The following is a 19102-nucleotide window of genomic DNA, read 5'->3' as shown; positions in this document are numbered from 1 at the left end:
CTATTCCATTAGCTTTTCTATTCTTCTTCAATCTCATCTATGCTTTCTTCCAATTCATCAGGGTTGATATTTAATATTTTTGAACTTTCACCTACACCTTTTTTATTTTTCTTAAGTCTATCAAGTTCTGCAAGGTGGCTATAGATAGTAGCAATTTCATCTTCAATTTCGTAAAATCTTTCATCAAAGCCTTCATAATCATCTATTCTCATTTTTATTAAGCTATTATGAGCCTTAGCAATTTCCTTCATAGACCTATTTGAACTCCATGTTTTTTCTTCAAGGTCATCTAAAAAGTCTTCTGTATTATTAAGTCTTTTGGTAAGCACACCCAACTTCTTTCTATTTATAATTTCAGAAGCTAGAAGACCTGCTCCTGTAAGTGCCAAGCCTATTATTAATTTTTCCTTTTTTATTTCCAAATCTATTCCTCCTCCATGTTTTTAATGAGCATTCATTATGCTCTTTGCAATTGTTCCACTCTTTAACATCATAATTCCAAGAAGTACCGTATATCCAAGAACTCCGAATATGCTAGCATGAATATCTGTGGTTACATGAATCGTCTTTACAAGAACCGCATATATTCCAAGGCATATCATAAGAAACAATCCCTGAAGCCCAAGTGCAAATAATCCTTTGATATAATTTGTTCCAATCTGACCCCATTCTTTATTTCCCATAGTTGCAAATGGAATTGCTGATACTGAGCTATACAAGCAAATTTCAATCATTCTTCCATAAGTTATTACGGTAATTATGATTGATACAACCTGGATTGAAAGCTTCACCAGTGAAGTATCCATTGCTATCAGTATCAGATTCCATAAGCTTTCATCTTTTAGATGATCTATCATTGCGGCCACATCCATAGCATCAAGGGATGCATTTGTATTTATCACGCCCGCCGCCTTAGTTACTAGTGTCTGTGATACATCAAATACTGCCATCGAGAAAGTGAAAGCATTACTTACAAACCATACTGCTATCCACATCTTGATAATGTATTTAAAGAAATCAAATGTATCTGTATCAGAGTGCATATTATTTTTCTCCATGACCATGTTTATGAGTTCTATGCACAAGACGGCGGTTATGATAATTCCCGCTATAGGGATAACTACAGTATCGTTAATATTCTTTACAAAGCTGAACACTTCTGCATTCCAGCTACTTGGTGTTTTCCCGACTTCCGTAGCTACAAGACTTACATTTTCATTTATATCTAAGAACATTGCTTCAAGGTTTGCTTGGATAATTCCGATGAAAATCTCCTGGAAAAACTCAGTTATTTTGTCGAAAAGTCCAAACATATTTTATCTACCTCTTTCTTAATTAAGTGTATTTGCAAGTAAAGGTATAAGTTTCATTCCAATAAGAACAATACCTCCGCCTGCCATTAGCTGCTTGATTCCTTGTGACTTTGCTCCAGGATTGTCATTTCCATATCCCTCCATAAGGTTAATTACTCCCCATGCCCCTAAACCTGCACCAATTGCAGTAACTAAAGTTTTTAAAACTGCTATTCCTTCTGTAAAAAATGCCATATTATTTTTCCTCCTTATTTTCTTTTTCAATTTTATTCATATGTTTTACTATAAAATTCTTATATAGCTTGTCATTATTTCTTCTTTCCCTAATATAACCAAAGACATGGACAAGATCTCCAGCCTTTAGTTCCTTTGCTACTTCTGACCATTCACCATAAGCTGCACAGTTTGTATAGTGCCTTTTCCCATTCTTCTTTTCTACAAGGGAGAAATTTGTTACATTGATAGTTTCACCATCCCAGTCAAAAGAAGCTGATTTTACCTCTCCTACTAGATTAGCTGTTACATTTTTCATATCTCTTTCTTTAAAATTTGCCATATTCTAATTCTAGCCTCCTCTTTTCTTTTTTGAAATAAAAAAAGCGACTGGACTTGTTTCTTATCCAATCGCTATAAATTAAATTTATTAACTTGATTGCCTTCTTTTATTGAAGGACTTCTCACCTTAACTTCCATATTCTCACCTACAATCTTGTTATTATTGACTCCTTATTGAGCTTTGCCTTACCCTGCCTTTTCATATATTCTTCAACATCAAAGAAGTTCCTATCATCATAATCTTCTAGGAACTTATAATTTTTATGTTTTGTAATATCAAATTTTTCTGATAGGAAAGGTCTTACACCTCTTAGTTGCATAATGCACTTGCTTCCATCCATTACAAAAAGCTCATCCTTGGTCATAAGCTCCTTACCAGTCTTCTGATAGTTAAGCCCAAAGGACTTCTGATTACTCCTTGTTTCTGATGTGTTAAATAGGTCTATAGTTTCCTTGCCTAATGTTTCTGAAATCTCTTTTAAAGTACCATTCTCCTTTCCTCCTAAGAATAAGGTTGTATCACAGTTTCCTATTATGGTATCTGCATTATCCTTGTAAATTGTCTTTAGTTGTGATTGTGCCTGTAATACAATACAGGCACTTATTTCTCTTGAACGTATTGTAGCTATAAGTTTTTCAAATTTAGGAATCAAGCCTATATTTGCAAACTCATCTAGAAGACATCTAACATGAATTGGTAACCTTCCCCCATATACATCATCAGCCTTATCGCAGAGCAAGTTAAACATCTGGGAATACATGAGTGATACAACAAAGTTAAAGGTATCATCTGTATCTGAAATTATAACGAATAGGGCAGTCTTTCTATCTCCTAGGGTATCTAGTTCCATTTCATCTTCACTCATTAAATCCCTAAGTTCTTTAATGTCAAAAGGGGCTAACCTTGCACCACAGGATATTAAAATAGATTTTGCAGTTTTTCCAGCTGCCAACTTATATTTGCGATATTGCTTAAGAGCAAAATGGTCTGGATCCTTTTCTTCTAAGGCATCAAACATATAATCTACTGCGTTTTTAAAGTTTTCATCTTCCTCTCTAACTTCACTAGCATCTATCATTGCTAGTAGAGTAGTAAAATTTTGTTCCTCTTTTGGTGTTTCATAAAAGATGTATCCTATAAGGGCTGTATAATAAAGCCTTTCAGCCTTTACCCAAAAATCTTCTCCTGCCTTTTCTCCCTCTCCTTTAGTGTTAGCTATAATAGTCTGAACCAATTTTAGAATATCTTTTTCACTTCTAAGGTAGGCAAAGGGATTATATTTCATGCTTTTTTTAAAGTTAATTGTATTTAGAGTTTTTATCTCATATCCATTCATTTCTAACATCTTGCCACACTCATGAAGCAAACTTCCTTTAGGATCAGTTACTACATAGCTTGAATGAAGTTGCATAAGATTAGGTTTTACAAAGAATCTTGTCTTCCCTGAACCAGAACCACCAATTACAAGAACATTTTTATTCCTTGCATACTTGGGATTTTTAGGTCGACTATTCATAGTAATTCTTTCAGTTTGAGTAAGGAGAAGATTATTCCTAAAATCATCATCCATGTATGGAGCAATATCCTTTGAATTTCCCCATCTTGCTGAACCATATTCCTCACCTTTTCTAAATTTTTTAGCGTTTTTACCCTTACTATAAAGAATAAGTTTCACTATTGCTGCTAAAATAAATCCTATAAGTAAATCTCTTGGATCAAAGCTAGGAAGATAGCTCATTATTTCTATTTCCAGGACCGCTTGAAATATACGGTCTATTGCATCACCTCCTACATATGAACTTACATGGTGGGAAAAAATATCTCCTACATAGAAAAATGCAAGATAAGGTATATTCTTCTTAAGAAAAATCTTCTTATCTTGCACTTGAAATAATTCTTTTATATCTTTTTTTATTTTTTCTATTACACTCAAAGTACCACCTCCTTAGCTTGGAGTTTCTTATCTTTCCTCACCCATACCTCTTTTCTCTTTTTCCTTTTTTATAGGATTAATTTTATCTAACTTTCCCTTATATTCATTCAGAAATTCAATGGTTGATTTCTTTTTTCTATCTAACTGCTTTTCTGAAAGTTTCACTTCATTTCCTTCCAGTAAAAAATCAGATATATCAAGAAAGTTCCAGTCTTTATCTCGTGGAATAATCTTAAAAATAGAATTGATAAAATAATCATTTCCATCCATTCTATAGGTCTGACCATGAACTGATAGATTTAAGAATCCTTCATCATCAATAAGAATGTCTACACCATTTTTAAAATCTGCATATTCAACTAACTCGTAAATGTCCCATAAATTTGAGTCTATAACCTTCATTTCTTTATCCTTATGAGCCAAATCTATATACTTATGAAGGACTACACAATTATAATCTTCTAGTTTTATTAGCTTTTCCATTAGCTCTTCTATTTCTTCACTATGTTTCTCAAATTCAAGCTCATCACAGTCAATAGAACTTTTTTCATTTAACATTAACATCAAAACCATCTCCTATTCCTTTAAATTTCTCCCATTTCTTTAAGTAGGGAGAAAAAATATGCTCTTCCTTCAGGTCTTACTACTGTATAAACTCCAGGCTCACCATTATATTTATTGATATAATCTTTTAATTTAAAGTAATCAGCTGCAGTTGAGTAAAATCTTAATTTCCCTTTTTGATTCCTATAGAGATAACCCCTGTCTATAAGTATATTTATAAACCTATTTTGAGAAACTCCTAATTCTTTTGCAGTATCCCTAAGGCATATACAGTCACCTAGATCTATAAACTTATCAAAGAATTCTCCTTTAGGTATAAGACCTTCTAATTCTCCTGTCCTTGCTTCTATTTGTCTTAGGGCTACAAGATATCCTCTTGCTAAAAGTTCTTGATCATTCATCTCTTCTTGGCCAGTAAAATAACCTCCATATTTCCTAATTGAAGGAAGGACCTCACTTGTTACCCAGTTCTTAAATCTTATGGCACTTTCCAGTTTACTTCCAAAGATAAGTGCATACATTCCAGATTCATTTATTACTAGCATATTTCTTCCCTGACCTGATACTGTAAAACACCGTTTCAGCTTATCCCCTTCATAAACATGGCTTGCTATAGCATCACTCGGTCTTTTATACCCTAGAGCTTCTGCTATATCTTTACCAACAAACCAAGGCTCATCGTCAATTAACATTATCCTTATTTGTCCAAACTCTCTATTTTCAAACACCTTTATTTTATACATTTATTTCACCTCATCTATCTCCTAAAAGTAGGTCTCTAGTTTTTCTTAATTTTTTTCTTCCTAGTTCTGTTCTAATGTCTTTTCCTACAATTTTAACTGGAATACACATCTCTCTAATCCTTGAATAAATCCTCTCTTTATCAATGTCATTACTTCCATTCATAATCACATCAAGGGGAATATTAGTTGAGATAATAGTTGGTTTCTTTGATTCATACCTAGTATTTATTATCTGGTAGACCATTTCATTTACATATTCTGTATTTCTTTCAATCCCAAAATCATCGAGAATAAGAAGGGATACGCTTGATAATTTTCTGTAATAATCATTCTTGTCAATATCAAATCCACCCTTCTCAATATCATTTATTATCTGTGGAATATTTCTCATCTTAACTCTTATTTGGTAGTCCTCTATAATTTTGTTTGCTATACAAGCTGCTAGGTAGGTCTTTCCTGTTCCTACATTTCCATGAAATATAAGTCCATTATTTTCCTTGGATAGCTCTTTAAAGTTCTTAACAAAATTCCTTGCTATAATTACTTCCTGTCTATCAGGAGCTATAAGCTTATCAAAAGTGCAACTATTAAGATTTCTACTTGTTAGAAAGCACTCTTCTTTAAATCTTCTAATATGGTCCGCTTCTTCTTTTACCTTCCTTAAGCTTTCCTCTTCCCTATCGCATTTACATTGCCTACGAAATAGTATCTTTTTATTTCCTAAGTAATTAAGTGGATCTGAGTCTATCCTCTCTTCACATTCTCTACAGTAAACATGACCATCTTTCTCAAATGCCTTATCTAGATTAAAAGGAAACTCTACTCCATCAATTTCTATAGTTTTTATTTTATCTTCCATTTTCTCTACCTCTCTTAATTATTTAAGTTCCACTCGCTTTCATAATCTGAAGGATCTCCTGTATAAGCTTTTTCACCCTTAAGCTTTCCTTCTTTTTTATCTTTTAAGTACCAGCTCATAATAGTTGAAGCATGGTCTTTATATATCTTTCCTGTACTTTGCATATAGGCTGATAATCTTTCTATATAATCATTTAAGTTAGGTATCTTTTCTTCTAATAGCCTTTCTTCTTCATCAGATAAAGTTACATTTAGGAAGGTTCCTTTTCTGTCTTCTTTACTAAAATCAATATAACTCTTATCAATCTTATTATTCTCTATATAGTTAGGTTGTCTTTTTGATAAGTCTAGACTTTTCTTTTTCACCATTCTTGAATTGTCAAAATCACCATTCTTGAATTGTCCTTTTGACAAGTCTTGATTTTCCTTTTTGACAGGTCTAGGATTTTCATTTCTAAAAATACTCATAAAATCTTTAACATAGATTTTAGTGGGGTTACCCTGTCCTGTTCTTTTCTTTTTTATAAGACCGATCTCTTCAAGATCTTTTATAAGTTTTACTGCCTTTTTAACCCCACACCCCAATTGTCTAGCTGTTTCTTCTACGGTAAAATATATATATACTCTTCTACTTTCATCTATCCAGTTGTTCTTATAAGATAAAGTGCTTCTTGATAAATACATGGAGTAGAGCACTTTGGCCTCTATTGATAAGTCCTTATATATCTCATCTTCTATAAGAACTACAGGTAAACGGATAAATCTAAAACTTTCAGAATCTCTTCCATAAAAATAATCAAAATCCATTGCATCACCTCTTCACAATAAAAAAGACACCTAAGATTTATCTTAAATGCCTGGTCCTTTTATCTCTCTTGTTCATGACGTTTTTCTTTAACTTTGTCTTTAACTGCCACATTTTTCACCCTCTCCTTAAATTTATTTAGTATTTCTTTTGTAGAATCTCTTTTATTTTCTTTCTTTTCTGATCTTTCTATAGCTTTTTTAAAGGCTAAGTCCATAGCCTTAGTATCCTTGGCTTGGAAAAATACAGAGTATAGTCCTGACTCCTTATTCTTCATAACAGAAAAATTGACACCATACCTATTAAGCTGCCTCTTTAGTTCCTTGACTTCACCTTTCTGTAAATCAATATTTTCTAGTTGGCCCTTCTTTACCATATCCTTAAGCTTTCTTGAATTAGTTTTTCTTTTTTCACTAAGATAGTCTGCAAGTGGCTGGCTTTTTTCAGCAGCATCTTCCATAATCTTTTTCATTGCTTTTAAGATAGCTTTTGCAGAATACTGTGCAACCTTAATTTCAATGTTTATAGCCTTGTTATTTACATCATCATTTACCATCTAGGCAACCTCCTTTCTAGGGGAAATAAAAAAAGCGGCCCAGATTTTTACGTCTGAACCGCTAAGATTTTTATTCTATGATTTTTTTATTTTAATTCCCAGTTCGATTTATATGGAACTGAATTCATTAACCCTACAGAGTTTTCATCCTGCCCCAGTAAAATATGGGCTTTCCCTTCTCTATAGATTATTGTTCCGTAACCTTGTTGTTTTTCTTCTTCTGTAAGTTGAATTTCTGGAGCATAGTTAATTTCAATATCATTATACCTATATAGTTTTTTCCACTCACTAAGGTTTATATAGTTTGAATTAACAACAGTTTCTAAAATTTGTTCTGCATCTTGTAATACAATATCATAATTATATTCATATAGTAATTTTATAGTATCTAATACTTTTCCTGAAGTTTTATTAACAAAAGATTGATTAAAAACAATAGTTATTTGAAATGTTTCATTTTCTATAATATGATACATTTTCAAAGCCATAATTGGTATAGATTTCACTACTTCTTTATCAAAATGCCATCCTTTATAAGTATTTTTTATTTTCTTTAAAAAGTATAAATTTGAAATCTCACAATTAAATCCATCATTATCTAAGTGCTCTATTATATAATCGAATTCATAAAGTTTCCTTCTAAAATCTTCTCCAAAATAGTAATCAATCACAATTTGATGAAGTGTTTTTTTATACTCATTTGAATATGGATATTCGTACTCTTTAATCGCCTTTTCAGTTTTTGGGACACGAAACCTAGCATTCTTTATTATTGCCAACAATTCATCTGTATAATTTACAAATGCTAATTTGCTAGTTCCTTTTATATTAATTGAAATTTTGTCATTGTAAATGTTCAAATAAACTTCATCATCAATTTTTATTCTATCAATATTTGCATCATCCATTGAAAAGCCTCTCCTTTTCTAATTTTTTAGTATCCAATATAACCACTCCACTAAATCCTTCCTTCTCATGCACTGCTTACAACAATTATACCTAATTACTCTAAGCAATGCATGAATTATTTTTAATAAAAGTTCCTGAAACCCTTGATACTAAAGCATTTATGCACCCTGTCACTATTATGACACGTTCCCCTGTTTCCATTTCAATTGTTAAATTATATTTTCCTTCTAGCTTATCTGATAAAGGAATACTATTTTTTAGTTGAATTTTTTTAATGTTTTTTAATATTATTTCTTCTGTTAATCTTATGTCATTATTTTTAAATCCCTTTTCTTCTATAAATTCTTTTTGACCACTTAAATTATTCTTTCTTTTACCCATATCAATAGTAAAATTAGACATATCATTTATTTGACCCTTAAAACATTCTATTACAGAATTTACCGCATCTATCTGAAATTGTTGTTCTTTAAATTTAATCTTCATATGTACTCACCCCTATAATACCTTAATTTTTGTATTAGGTGACAAACTTTTAAATATTTCTTCTAGATTTATTCTATTAGCACTATTTTTAAAGCTATTATCTCTAAATATAGCAGTTGATGGACGTCTTTTAGCTATCTCTTTGATTAATTCTTCATCAATTTTTTCTTCAAAACAAGCTATAAGAGAATTCTCATCTACAAAGTATACTTCTTTTTCTTTTATGATTTTAGTATAAGTAGAAAGAGATAGTTCTAGACCTGATTCCAATATCACTTGAGTTAGTAAGTCTAATCCGGTTCTATCTTCTTTTATATTAGATTCTAAGTCATCTAAAAACTTTTGTTCTAATTCATCCGGTAAATAATAAACATCCTTCATATTGCTGGAATCTACTTTATATACTCTAAACCCATAATCTATATGTGCATTTGTCTCTTCTTTAATCTTTTTAGCCGCTCTACGAATTCTCTCTTTACCTATTTCAGCTATATTTTTATATCCTGCTTTAAATGCTTCTGATTTCTCATCTGTTTTCTCTGGGAGTTGTACCATAATATATCTTCTATTTCCGCCATCTTCAGCATTAAGTTGCATTACTGCATGGGCTGTAGTGCCAGAACCTGAAAAGAAGTCTAGGATTACGGAATCTTTAAGTGATGTAAATTTTAATAATCTTTTCATTAATTCTAAAGATTTAGGATTATCAAAAATTTTACCTCCCATAAGATTATTAAAATAGCTACTCGATTTTCTATTATCTTCATAATAATAGCTTTTAAGTAACTCAGTGGCCGTTTCGATTCTTTTTTTTATTTTAGGAATTGTCGTTTCATCTTCGCCCCACTCTATATCTCCCATACTATCAGCGATGTCGAATGTATTTTTGGGCCATCTATATCCATTTGAAGGTTTTTTACATATCTTTCCAGTAATGGGGTGTATAATATTAAAATCATACCCTCCAGGTCTTGTATTTGCAGAATTTCCTGGATAGTAAACCCCTTTATTATCTACATATGAATAATGAGAAATACCTGCTAAGTCTATTTTATTTAATCTAATTGTATCTTTAATCCATCTTTTTAATTCTTTCTGTACTATTCCTAAATTATTGCCATGTTCTTCTCTTAATTCATCATATTTCTTAGTGATGTACTTTGCTTTTTCAGATTTAATTAACCAAGGTTCTTGATAAATCATGTTTTTAGCATAACAAACTATATACTCATGTTCTATGGATATCTGGGAAGGATTGTTATCAGTTGCTGTTTGCCAAGTAATTCCTCCAACAAAATTTCTTTCTCCAAATAGCTCATCACATATCTTCCTCAAATTATGTACCTCATTATCATCTATAGATATAAATATTATTCCATCTTCACTAAGTAAATTTTTAGATAATTTTAGTCTTGAATACATCATAGTTAACCAATTACTATGATATCTCCCGTGGTATTCTGTATTTTGAAATAATTTATTACCTTCTTCATCCACTTGTCCTGATTCTTCTCCATATTCATCTTTATCTTGAGTAAAATTATCTCTATAAACAAAATCTTTTCCTGTATTGTAGGGAGGGTCTATGTATATACACTTTACTTTGTTTAGATAAGATTCTTGTAGTAGCTTTAATACTTCTAGATTATCTCCTTCAATATATATATTTTTCGTATTTTCCCAGTTTGAACTTTCTTCTTTTACTGGTCTTAAAGTTTTATCTATAGGAGTATTACTTTGCAATATAGCTTCTTTCTTACCAGGCCAATTTATGGTATATCTTTCTTTATTTCCCTCTATTATTTCATCACTTAATTCTTGTTTTAATAATTCAAAATCTATAGCATATTTTATGTTTCCACTTACATCTTTCGTTTCTGTGATAACATTGGGAAAAAGTTTTCCTATGCTTTTTATATTTTCTTTTATTAAATCTTTTGATTTCATGATAAGTTTTTCCACTTTTTAACTCCCCTATATTTAAATAAACTATTCTAATTATCTTAATTTATAAGTCTACTGTTACATTATCAAGTCCATTTTCATAAAATTCTTCATTATATTCTTCTTCTCTACTCCATATCTTTCTCATTAGCTCTTCGTGATTTATATCCTTTTTTTCTCCAATATATTCTTTAGAAATATCTCTTTTTGCCAAATTTGATGATAATTCATCCCAGAAAACCTCATTATCATATTCTGATATTAATTCATTAATTTTACTCTCATCATGTTTACGGGTTTCAAAAAACATATTAAATTCTTTATCAAATTCAATTAAATCCTCATATCCAAACTGTTTTGCAAAGGAATAAACATATTGTTTGATATCTTCATATTCTTTTATGATTTCATCAGGTACCCTGTGACCATTTATAACGTATTCTCCTGCAAACAATAAGTCTAATAATATTCTAAACTGTTTTTTTGTAAAATTAATTTTCATGTTTTGTACCTCTTTTCAGTTTTTATTTCAATAGTACTAATATTATTAGTATCCATATTTATCCATCATATCTATTTGAAATTTTAATAAAATTAAAGTTTGCAACTTTTGAAATCATTCATCACTAAAGTAATCAATATTTAATTATATCATAAATCTAGCTTTAATCTATAAAAACCTTAGAATAAGTGTAAAAAGAACCATCCCTGTTTTATTTTTTGCAATTTTGTTCAGAATTATCTTTACTAAAATCTTCTATTTTTATCTATGAAGTACTGGAGATACTCTCTTATATAAGAAGTGTAATTATTGAAACTACTGTTCCTTTTAAAAGATTAAAGTTTTATAGTCTACTACATATAACCCCTCGGAAGGTCCATAGAACACTGTGACTTGGAACAACATCCCACTTCTACGCTTAATAGTCACACGTTGTTGCCTATTTGATTCATTTTAATCATATATTAGCTATTATTCTAAGTCAAAAATTAGTTCAAATTCTAAATGTTATGATAATTATAAACATAGAATTGCTTCCCTCTACTAAGCCATGTGAAATAATTTTGACATATTTGACTTTGATGCTATATTTATATTTAATTATTGCATGATTGTCAAGACAAATTGATTTTGCTGAACGCTCTTTCCATACTATTAAGTGCATCCTTCCATATTATATCTGATGCGTATTCATTATTAGCCCTATATCTTTCCCATAAGTTCAATAGGATTTCTGATGACTCTATCATCTGAATATACTCGGAACTATGATTTTTGATATTTTCAAATGTGCCTCTATTTATAGAAGTTTTTATAAATGCTTCCTTCAACAACTCATCATTGAGATTAAATTCATGTAATTCCATTAATATATAAATATCATAATAATCACGCATTCTTGTAGTTGTAGTTCCTCTTGATAGAATAGTTTCAAGTTTTTCAGCAAATATAGTCTCTAGATTATAAGCAAGAACAGATATGGTTCTATCTTCTAATAATAATTGAAATTTATATTCAATAGCCCTTGGAGTTATTTTATCACCTGTTGTAATATCTACTTTCATAGTTTGCCTAGTTTTATCTAAAATAGATTCAATTGATATTCTAATTCCCGGATATTCAGCTTCATCTCTAATACTTTCAACTTTAGATAATTTCATAAGTACACCATCATCAATAGGTATAGATAGAATTTCATTAAAAATATCTTTAAGTTTATCTTCCGTTAATTCAAAACCTCTTATAGTAGCATCCATATCCATAGTTGATCTAGCATCAATACCAACAATTGCAGCAATAAGCATACCACCTTTTAATATGAACTGATCCCTATATTCAGATAACGATATTCTTTCTAGTAACCTTTCAAGCATAAAGTTTCTTAGAAGAATTTCAGCATTAATTCTTTTATCTCTAGATAAATTTCTAATTAAAGCTTTTAATTGTGTTGATGTTTTCACAGTAACACCTCCAAGTAAGTACGAAGAATAGATTCAATTCTCAATTCTTTAGCGTATTTCATCAATTTATTTAAATCCTTTTCTTTCCTACAAAAATATCTTTTAAGAGAATCATTTACGATAGCAGAATCTTGATTATTTCTATCTCGTAAAATATCGCAAATAGTTCTCTCCATATTATAAGTCTTTACTTCATTTCCAAAGGCAGTTTTTTTAGTACATACGCCTAGTTCAAACCATTCTTTTTTTATGGTATGAACAATTAAACCTTCCTCTTTAAGCCTAGAGGGATTATAACCTTGGGGTACTGTAACAACATATTGTAAAGGATCTCTATCTGTTAAATCATGGAGATATAGTGCTGTTCCATGGGAGTAAATCATTCTAGTTCTTTTCAATTGATTGATTAAAAGTCGGTCTTCCCAGATATCAGGAGTTATATAAATACCATGGCTAACTCGCTCTAATTCACCTTCTTTAACTAGAATGTTTAAATATTCACGGTGAATATTATTTTCTTCAACTAAACTTGTAGTTATGATTCCACCATGCTTTTTTATAATTTTCTTTAACCTATTTACTCCTGTCATCATCTCACCTCATTTTTGACATCTGTGCTATTATTATAATTATTAATAGCATCATTGTCAAGAGGAATAGGTTGATTTTTCCACTAGCAAAATAATTACATGAAGAAATGTCAAATTTAAAATTAAATTTAATTATAACAATATAAGTTTTAGTCAGCAGTAATAGAATCTTTTATAAATATGAATACGATTATTGCTATGCTCAAAGAGCCCCACGCAACGGATACTTTGGCCTACAAATTAAGACCCGATAAACAGATAAAAAGTGGTGTCTATCCTCTGATAGACACCACTTTTTTATTCTGACTTTTGAAATAACCCAATAATCGTAATGATAATACCAACAACCCCTAATATTAGAAACCCTATGACAATAGGCGTAATGCCAAATAATCGCCACATTTCCATATAGTAAGTTGAGCCGTTAAGAGTATAGTTACTTGCCATAGTTGCACCACAAAGAATTGCAAACCCAATAAAGCCAGTTACAAACATAGATATACCTAAAATCATTTTTTTCATATATTTTCCATCTTTCTACGATATATTGTTCTTTCCGTATTTTATTTTTTGCTATCTTGTTTAGAATTATCTTTACTAAAATCTTCTATTTTTATCTATGAAGAACTGGTGATACTCTCTTATATATAAGAAGTGTAATTATTGAAACTACTGTTCCTTTTAAAAGATTAAATGGAACTATTGCAAAAAGTATTAAAGTTTTATAGTCTACTACATATTTATTTAATTTACTTGCCATAGCTATTATTTGATCTAATGGTAGTATCTTTGAATATAGAGGAAATATCACAAAGTAATTGCTAAGACTTGCAAATATACTCATCAATATAACTCCTATAGCTAAACCTACTACAGCCCTTTTAAAAGTCTTTTGTTTATAGTATATAACTCCTGCAGTATAGGCAAGTACGCTTCCTACGAAAAAGTTTGAAATTTCTCCTACTCCTCCTGTACTTGAACCCTGCACTAAAAGATGAAGTATATTTTTTAAAAGTTGAGTTATAACTCCTGCCATAGGTCCCATGGCAAATGCGCCAATTAAAGAAGGTAAATCAGATATATCTAATTTTAAAAAAGGTGGTGCAAACCATACTGATAGATCAAAAAACATTAGTACCATAGATATTACACCAAGTACTGAAATCTTGACCATATTCTTTGTGTTAAAAGTGTCTCTTGTTAAAGTATACATAATAAATCCCTCCAATTTAGTTTTTCTTCGGGATTGAAAAAAAGCCCCGAAGATGATACTTCGGGGCTAAATTAGACATGTTAAACACGCGTCTAATACATCTTCTCTTATCCAGACTATAACTGTCGGCCTTGGAATTTAACCAAGTCAACCTATAAATAGGCTCGCGGGCTTTACCGCCGGTGAGGATTTACGCCTCGCCCTGAAGATATATATTTATTTAATTTAATTATATATTTTTTTCTTTGCCCTGTCAAGAGTGATTATTTTAAATTATTCAATAACTATTAAATTAGTTGTAAATTATCCTTTATTTCTTTTCATCTTATATTTTATCAGCATTTAATTATTTGTTTATTTGATTGCATTTATCATATATTTCTCTTCCAAAGCTTCTTTTGACATAGGTTTTTCTAGATAGAAGCCTTGAATTTTATCACAAGATAAATCCTTCAAAACTTTATATTCTTCATTCTTTTCTACTCCCTTGGCTATTGTTTCTATTCCTAGTCCTTTAGATAGTAGTATCATAGCATTTACTATAGAAACGCCATCTTCATTATCTAATTTATCTATAAATTTCTTAGCTATCTTAACTCCATTTATCTTAAATTCTTTTAAATCAGAAATAATTATAGGGTATGTCCCAAAATTATCAATGTGTATATCAATTCCAATTTCATTTATAGAGCATAAAAGTTTCTTCATATATTCAGGTGATACGGATAGACTAAGCTCTGTCAACTCTATAGTTACCCATTCTGCTTTCACTTTAAATTTTTCTAACATATATTTAACATTATTAAAAAATATCTTATTGTGTATACAAGCATCTGCTACATTTAGGGATATTTTATAGTTTGTACCATATTTTTTATTCCATTCTCCTATCTGCTTTAAACTATTTATAAAAACCCATTTAGTTATATCTTTTATTTTATCTATTTCTTCTGCAATATAGATAAAATCATTGGGATAAATTATACCTTCTGTTTTGTGATTCCATCTAACTAAAGCTTCTATAGAAGTTAGATTTCCTGTTTCCAAGTTAAAAATAGGTTGGTATTCTAAAAATAAATCTTTTTCAAAATCGATTGTTTTAAAAAGCTTTTCTATCTTTCTTCTAAATGCTAATTTCTTACTTAGTTCATCACGAATTAAGTATTTATTAGAGCCATACTTTTTAGCGTTATACATAGCCATATCTGAAAGCTTTAATAAGTCATCTACATTATCACAATCTAAAGGATATCTAGCAACTCCTATACTTGCTGATATAGTAAATTCACTTTCGCTTACTACTATATGGTTTTTCAATACTTTATCTATACTTTGCCCTAGCTGATTTATTTTATCCTCATCTACACTTTGATACACTCCAATAAATTCATCTCCACCGAAGCGGGCAAATAAGAAGTCCTCCTTTTCTAGGGATTTAAATCTCTTCCCTACTTCTCTAAGCACTATATCTCCTATGTCATGTCCATATACATCATTTACTGTCTTAAATTTATTTAAATCAATATAAAAAATAGAAAACTCTTTATTATCTTCAATAAGCATCTTTATACATTCTAAAGAATATGATCTGCTATATAATTTTGTTAAAAAATCAATTTTTGCACAGTCCCTAGTATTGATATTCATAATTTTTGTCACCCTTTTCTATAATTTATTCTATTATCTATCATTATCGTACATTTTTAGTTAAACTTTAATCAAAAAATATAAATTACAAATTTTCCATTATAGAGAAGTCAAACATTGGTGACACGACCCCTGAAAGTTTACTGTGAATAATACTTTTACCTCTATCAGCTTATTTAAAATTATTCAACAATAGGAAACTTTATAGTAAATTTAGTTCCCTTACCTAGTTCGCTTTTAAACGAAATCTCGCCATCATTTTCCTCCATTATATTTTTAGATATTATAAGTCCAAGCCCTGTTCCCTTATCACCCTTAGTAGTAAACTTTGGTTCAAATATTTTTCCAATATTTTCTTCTGCGATCCCAGTACCCGTATCTTCAATTTCTAAAATAATATGATCTTCTTTTTCATATAACCTTATATCTAGAGTTCCTCCAGTATTCTCCATGGATTGTATAGCATTTAATACGATATTTAAAATTCCTTGTTTTAATTCATATTCATTTCCATATATTTGTCCAACTGTACTTACAGTAAGATTTGTTTCTATATAATGTCCCTTAGTATTAACTGAGTTTAGTTCATATTTTACCATATCTAATATAGTAAATAAAATATGCCTTAGCGAATTTGCCTTTTTATCTTTTACACTATAACCATTTATAAATCCATAAAATCTGTCAATAGCATCCCTACATTCAAATGTGGATTCATTTATGATCTTTAAATTATCCTTTACTTCTTTAGAATCAACCTTTGATGCTGAGAGTTGAGATAATCCTGATATAATAGCTAAAGTATTTTTGAAATCATGAAATATACCTTCAGATAAATTTACTAGAATCTTTAAGTATTCTTCTGGCATCATATCCCTGGTATCTTTTATTTGCCGATTCCCCACTACTTTCACACTCCTTAGACCTCTTTCATAGTTAGAGATATTCTTCCTTTCCCTTTATCTATATCTATTATCTTTACCTCTACAATATCACCAACTGTTACTATATCTTTTGGATGTTTTATAAACTTATTTGAAAGTTGTGATATATGAACTAGACCATCTTCCTTAACACCTATATCTACAAAAGCACCAAAGTCAACTACATTTCTTACAGTTCCTTTTAAAATCATATCTATCTTTAAGTCATCTAAGTTTAAAACATCTTGTCTTAAAAGAGGCTTTATCATCTCATCTCTTGGATCTCTACCTGGTTTTTCTAATTCTTCTATTATATCTATCAATGTAGGTTTTCCAACATTTAGGTCTTTAGAAAGAGCTTCTATATCTTTATCTTTATATTCAATTTCTAAAAGCTTTAAGGCTATATCATAACTTTCTGGATGAACTCCAGTATTATCTAAGGGATTTTTAGGATTCTCAATTCTTAAAAATCCTGCACATTGTTGAAATGTTTTAGGACCAAGCCCTTTTACTTTTAGAAGTTCTTTTCTTGATTTAAACTTTCCTTTTTCTTCTCTGGTTGATACTAATGTTTCGGCTACTTTATTAGAGAGACCAGCTACGTAGCTAAGGAGTGAAGGACTAGCAGTATTTAAATCTACTCCTACTTTATTTACACATTCTTCTACTACTCCTTTTAAACTTTCATCTAGCTTTTTTTGATTTAAATCATGCTGATATTGTCCTACCCCGATATGTTTTGGTTCTATTTTTACAAGCTCAGCTAATGGGTCTTGAAGTCTTCTGCCTATAGAGATAGCCCCTCTTATAGTTACATCTAGGTCTGGAAATTCTTTTATACCAATTTTAGAAGCTGAATATATAGATGCTCCCGCCTCACTTACTATTATATAGGATACCTCTTTGTTTAATTCCTGTAAAATTTCTGCAACTAAGCTTTCCGTTTCTCTAGAAGCTGTTCCATTTCCAATTGCCACTATATCTATATCGTACTTTTCTATAAATGATTTTAGAGTTTCTTTAGCTTTTTCTATGATTTTTTCAGAATGTGTTGGATAAACTACTGCATTATCTAAAAATTTACCTGTTCCATCAATTACTGCTACCTTACACCCTGTCCTAAAACCTGGGTCAAGAGCTAATATATTTTTATCCTTTATAGGTGGCTGCATGAGTAATGGTTTTAGATTTTCAGAAAATACCTTTATAGCATCTTCTTCTGCTCTTTCTTTAAGATCATTTCTAATTTCTCTCTCAAGTGATGGAAAAAGTAGTCTCTTCCATCCATCTTCTACTGCCCTTTTAATAATCTCTTTCGTAGTAGAATCTCTTTTTAAAATTTTAATATTTATTAATTCTAATATCCTATTTTCATCTACATTTATATTTACCTTTAATTTCTTATCTTTTTCTCCCCTGTTTAAAGCAAGGATTCTATGATTTGCAATAGACTTTATTGGTTCTTTATAGTCATAGTACATGCTATAGACAGAAGTCTCTTCATCTACCCCTTTAGAATTTATAATTCCACTTTGCTCTATGATCTTTTTAGTGTCTTTTCTATAATCTGGATCATCTGAAACCATCTCTGCTATTATATCTTCAGCCCCTGCTATTGCCTCTTGTGCAGAGGATATACCTTTTTCTTCATTTATATATGTATTTAGAACGTTTTGGAGATTTTCTTCTTCTATTTTCTGCTCAAGTATTATATGAGCTAAACTCTCTAATCCTTTTTCCTTTGCCATAGACCCCCTAGTTCTTCTCTTTTGTCTAAATGGCCTATAGAGATCATCTAGTCTTTGAAGAGTTTGGGCTTTTTCTATTTCAAGTTCCAATTCTTTTGTAAGCTTTTCTTGTTCTCCTATAAGTCTTTTAACTTCTTCTTTTCTAGATTCTAAATTCCTTAGATAATTTAGTCTATCGGCTAAATCACGAATAGTTTCATCTTTCATTTCACCTGTCTGTTCTTTTCTATATCTTGCAATAAATGGAACAGTATTTCCTTCATCCAACAAAGCGATAACGTTTTCTACAAATTTCTGTTTTATTTTAAACTCTTTTACAAGTATTTCTAATATATCCAAATAAACCTCT

Annotated in this window: 21 protein-coding genes and 1 riboswitch; all 21 genes read right to left on the bottom strand. The window is 30.2% G+C overall.

The annotated features are described in order from the left end of the window. Positions 1 to 17: 17 nt before the first annotated feature. A complete protein-coding gene (locus tag TICRE_RS11125) occupies positions 18 to 422 on the bottom strand; it encodes a hypothetical protein (RefSeq protein WP_075728084.1) in 405 nt (134 codons plus the stop codon). 21 nt (positions 423 to 443) lie between these two features. Next, complete coding sequence (locus tag TICRE_RS11120; protein WP_025642403.1) at positions 444 to 1313, bottom strand: VirB6/TrbL-like conjugal transfer protein, CD1112 family; 870 nt, start codon at positions 1311 to 1313, stop codon at positions 444 to 446. Positions 1314 to 1331: 18 nt separating this feature from the next. Then, on the bottom strand, positions 1332 to 1547 hold the full coding sequence (locus TICRE_RS11115) for a Maff2 family mobile element protein (RefSeq protein ID WP_018579567.1): 216 nt from the start codon (positions 1545 to 1547) through the stop codon (positions 1332 to 1334). 1 nt (position 1548) lies between these two features. Further along, complete coding sequence (locus tag TICRE_RS11110; RefSeq protein ID WP_075728082.1) at positions 1549 to 1869, bottom strand: single-stranded DNA-binding protein; 321 nt, start codon at positions 1867 to 1869, stop codon at positions 1549 to 1551. Between the two features lie 145 nt (positions 1870 to 2014). Beyond that, the gene (locus TICRE_RS11105) at positions 2015 to 3802 is read right to left on the bottom strand and encodes a VirD4-like conjugal transfer protein, CD1115 family (protein WP_075728080.1); all 1788 of its coding nucleotides are present in this window, start codon (positions 3800 to 3802) and stop codon (positions 2015 to 2017) included. A gap of 27 nt (positions 3803 to 3829) precedes the next feature. Next, the gene (locus TICRE_RS11100; RefSeq protein ID WP_075728078.1) at positions 3830 to 4366 is read right to left on the bottom strand and encodes a hypothetical protein; all 537 of its coding nucleotides are present in this window, start codon (positions 4364 to 4366) and stop codon (positions 3830 to 3832) included. Positions 4367 to 4386: 20 nt separating this feature from the next. After that, positions 4387 to 5109, bottom strand: coding sequence for a phage antirepressor KilAC domain-containing protein (locus tag TICRE_RS11095; protein WP_075728076.1), 723 nt, complete (start codon positions 5107 to 5109; stop codon positions 4387 to 4389). Between the two features lie 10 nt (positions 5110 to 5119). Next, entirely contained in the window at positions 5120 to 5968 is an 849-nt protein-coding gene (locus TICRE_RS11090; protein WP_075728074.1) for an ATP-binding protein, read from the bottom strand. A gap of 14 nt (positions 5969 to 5982) precedes the next feature. Further along, positions 5983 to 6774, bottom strand: coding sequence for a replication initiator protein A (locus TICRE_RS11085; RefSeq protein WP_075728072.1), 792 nt, complete (start codon positions 6772 to 6774; stop codon positions 5983 to 5985). A gap of 59 nt (positions 6775 to 6833) precedes the next feature. Continuing rightward, positions 6834 to 7328 carry a PcfB family protein gene (locus TICRE_RS11080; protein WP_075728070.1) on the bottom strand — a complete coding sequence of 165 codons (495 nt, stop codon included), beginning with the start codon at positions 7326 to 7328 and terminating at the stop codon, positions 6834 to 6836. Between the two features lie 86 nt (positions 7329 to 7414). Continuing rightward, on the bottom strand, positions 7415 to 8236 hold the full coding sequence (locus TICRE_RS11075) for a hypothetical protein (RefSeq protein ID WP_075728068.1): 822 nt from the start codon (positions 8234 to 8236) through the stop codon (positions 7415 to 7417). A gap of 100 nt (positions 8237 to 8336) precedes the next feature. After that, complete coding sequence (locus tag TICRE_RS11070) at positions 8337 to 8723, bottom strand: hypothetical protein (protein WP_075728066.1); 387 nt, start codon at positions 8721 to 8723, stop codon at positions 8337 to 8339. 12 nt (positions 8724 to 8735) lie between these two features. Continuing rightward, positions 8736 to 10685, bottom strand: a complete 1950-nt coding sequence (locus TICRE_RS11065; RefSeq protein WP_075728064.1) for a site-specific DNA-methyltransferase — start codon at positions 10683 to 10685, stop codon at positions 8736 to 8738. 46 nt (positions 10686 to 10731) lie between these two features. Then, positions 10732 to 11169, bottom strand: coding sequence for a hypothetical protein (locus TICRE_RS11060; RefSeq protein ID WP_075728062.1), 438 nt, complete (start codon positions 11167 to 11169; stop codon positions 10732 to 10734). Positions 11170 to 11783: 614 nt separating this feature from the next. Then, the gene (locus tag TICRE_RS11055) at positions 11784 to 12629 is read right to left on the bottom strand and encodes a nucleotidyl transferase AbiEii/AbiGii toxin family protein (protein WP_075728060.1); all 846 of its coding nucleotides are present in this window, start codon (positions 12627 to 12629) and stop codon (positions 11784 to 11786) included. Beyond that, positions 12626 to 13219 (bottom strand): type IV toxin-antitoxin system AbiEi family antitoxin domain-containing protein, encoded by a 594-nt coding sequence (locus TICRE_RS11050; RefSeq protein WP_075728058.1) that lies wholly within the window; start codon positions 13217 to 13219, stop codon positions 12626 to 12628. The genes TICRE_RS11055 and TICRE_RS11050 overlap by 4 nt, the downstream gene beginning before the upstream one ends. 297 nt (positions 13220 to 13516) lie before the next feature. After that, complete coding sequence (locus tag TICRE_RS11045; protein ID WP_075728056.1) at positions 13517 to 13741, bottom strand: hypothetical protein; 225 nt, start codon at positions 13739 to 13741, stop codon at positions 13517 to 13519. 91 nt (positions 13742 to 13832) lie between these two features. Beyond that, positions 13833 to 14432, bottom strand: coding sequence for an ECF transporter S component (locus TICRE_RS11040; RefSeq protein WP_075728054.1), 600 nt, complete (start codon positions 14430 to 14432; stop codon positions 13833 to 13835). Between the two features lie 95 nt (positions 14433 to 14527). Next, positions 14528 to 14646: riboswitch (FMN riboswitch) on the bottom strand. A gap of 140 nt (positions 14647 to 14786) precedes the next feature. Beyond that, positions 14787 to 16079 carry a putative bifunctional diguanylate cyclase/phosphodiesterase gene (locus TICRE_RS11035; protein WP_075728052.1) on the bottom strand — a complete coding sequence of 431 codons (1293 nt, stop codon included), beginning with the start codon at positions 16077 to 16079 and terminating at the stop codon, positions 14787 to 14789. A 182-nt stretch (positions 16080 to 16261) separates the two neighbouring features. Next, positions 16262 to 16993, bottom strand: a complete 732-nt coding sequence (locus TICRE_RS11030) for a sensor histidine kinase (RefSeq protein ID WP_075728050.1) — start codon at positions 16991 to 16993, stop codon at positions 16262 to 16264. Between the two features lie 5 nt (positions 16994 to 16998). Further along, positions 16999 to 19092, bottom strand: a complete 2094-nt coding sequence (locus TICRE_RS11025) for a Tex family protein (protein WP_075728048.1) — start codon at positions 19090 to 19092, stop codon at positions 16999 to 17001. Between the last annotated feature and the right edge of the window lie 10 nt (positions 19093 to 19102).

Source organism: Tissierella creatinophila DSM 6911 (assembly GCF_001940565.1).
Taxonomy (GTDB): domain Bacteria; phylum Bacillota; class Clostridia; order Tissierellales; family Tissierellaceae; genus Tissierella_A; species Tissierella_A creatinophila.
The sequence above is the reverse complement of the archived record's forward strand: the minus strand, read 5'-3'. Positions and strand labels throughout refer to the sequence as shown.

Coding starts and splice junctions, on each gene's coding strand:
- TICRE_RS11120 (WP_025642403.1), bottom strand. CDS start 1,313: ATGTTTGGACTTTTCGACAAAATAACTGAGTTTTTCCAGGAGATTTTC.
- TICRE_RS11115 (WP_018579567.1), bottom strand. CDS start 1,547: ATGGCATTTTTTACAGAAGGAATAGCAGTTTTAAAAACTTTAGTTACT.
- TICRE_RS11110 (WP_075728082.1), bottom strand. CDS start 1,869: ATGGCAAATTTTAAAGAAAGAGATATGAAAAATGTAACAGCTAATCTA.
- TICRE_RS11100 (WP_075728078.1), bottom strand. CDS start 4,366: ATGTTAATGTTAAATGAAAAAAGTTCTATTGACTGTGATGAGCTTGAA.
- TICRE_RS11095 (WP_075728076.1), bottom strand. CDS start 5,109: ATGTATAAAATAAAGGTGTTTGAAAATAGAGAGTTTGGACAAATAAGG.
- TICRE_RS11090 (WP_075728074.1), bottom strand. CDS start 5,968: ATGGAAGATAAAATAAAAACTATAGAAATTGATGGAGTAGAGTTTCCT.
- TICRE_RS11085 (WP_075728072.1), bottom strand. CDS start 6,774: ATGGATTTTGATTATTTTTATGGAAGAGATTCTGAAAGTTTTAGATTT.
- TICRE_RS11080 (WP_075728070.1), bottom strand. CDS start 7,328: ATGGTAAATGATGATGTAAATAACAAGGCTATAAACATTGAAATTAAG.
- TICRE_RS11075 (WP_075728068.1), bottom strand. CDS start 8,236: ATGGATGATGCAAATATTGATAGAATAAAAATTGATGATGAAGTTTAT.
- TICRE_RS11070 (WP_075728066.1), bottom strand. CDS start 8,723: ATGAAGATTAAATTTAAAGAACAACAATTTCAGATAGATGCGGTAAAT.
- TICRE_RS11060 (WP_075728062.1), bottom strand. CDS start 11,169: ATGAAAATTAATTTTACAAAAAAACAGTTTAGAATATTATTAGACTTA.
- TICRE_RS11050 (WP_075728058.1), bottom strand. CDS start 13,219: ATGACAGGAGTAAATAGGTTAAAGAAAATTATAAAAAAGCATGGTGGA.
- TICRE_RS11045 (WP_075728056.1), bottom strand. CDS start 13,741: ATGAAAAAAATGATTTTAGGTATATCTATGTTTGTAACTGGCTTTATT.
- TICRE_RS11040 (WP_075728054.1), bottom strand. CDS start 14,432: ATGTATACTTTAACAAGAGACACTTTTAACACAAAGAATATGGTCAAG.
- TICRE_RS11035 (WP_075728052.1), bottom strand. CDS start 16,079: ATGAATATCAATACTAGGGACTGTGCAAAAATTGATTTTTTAACAAAA.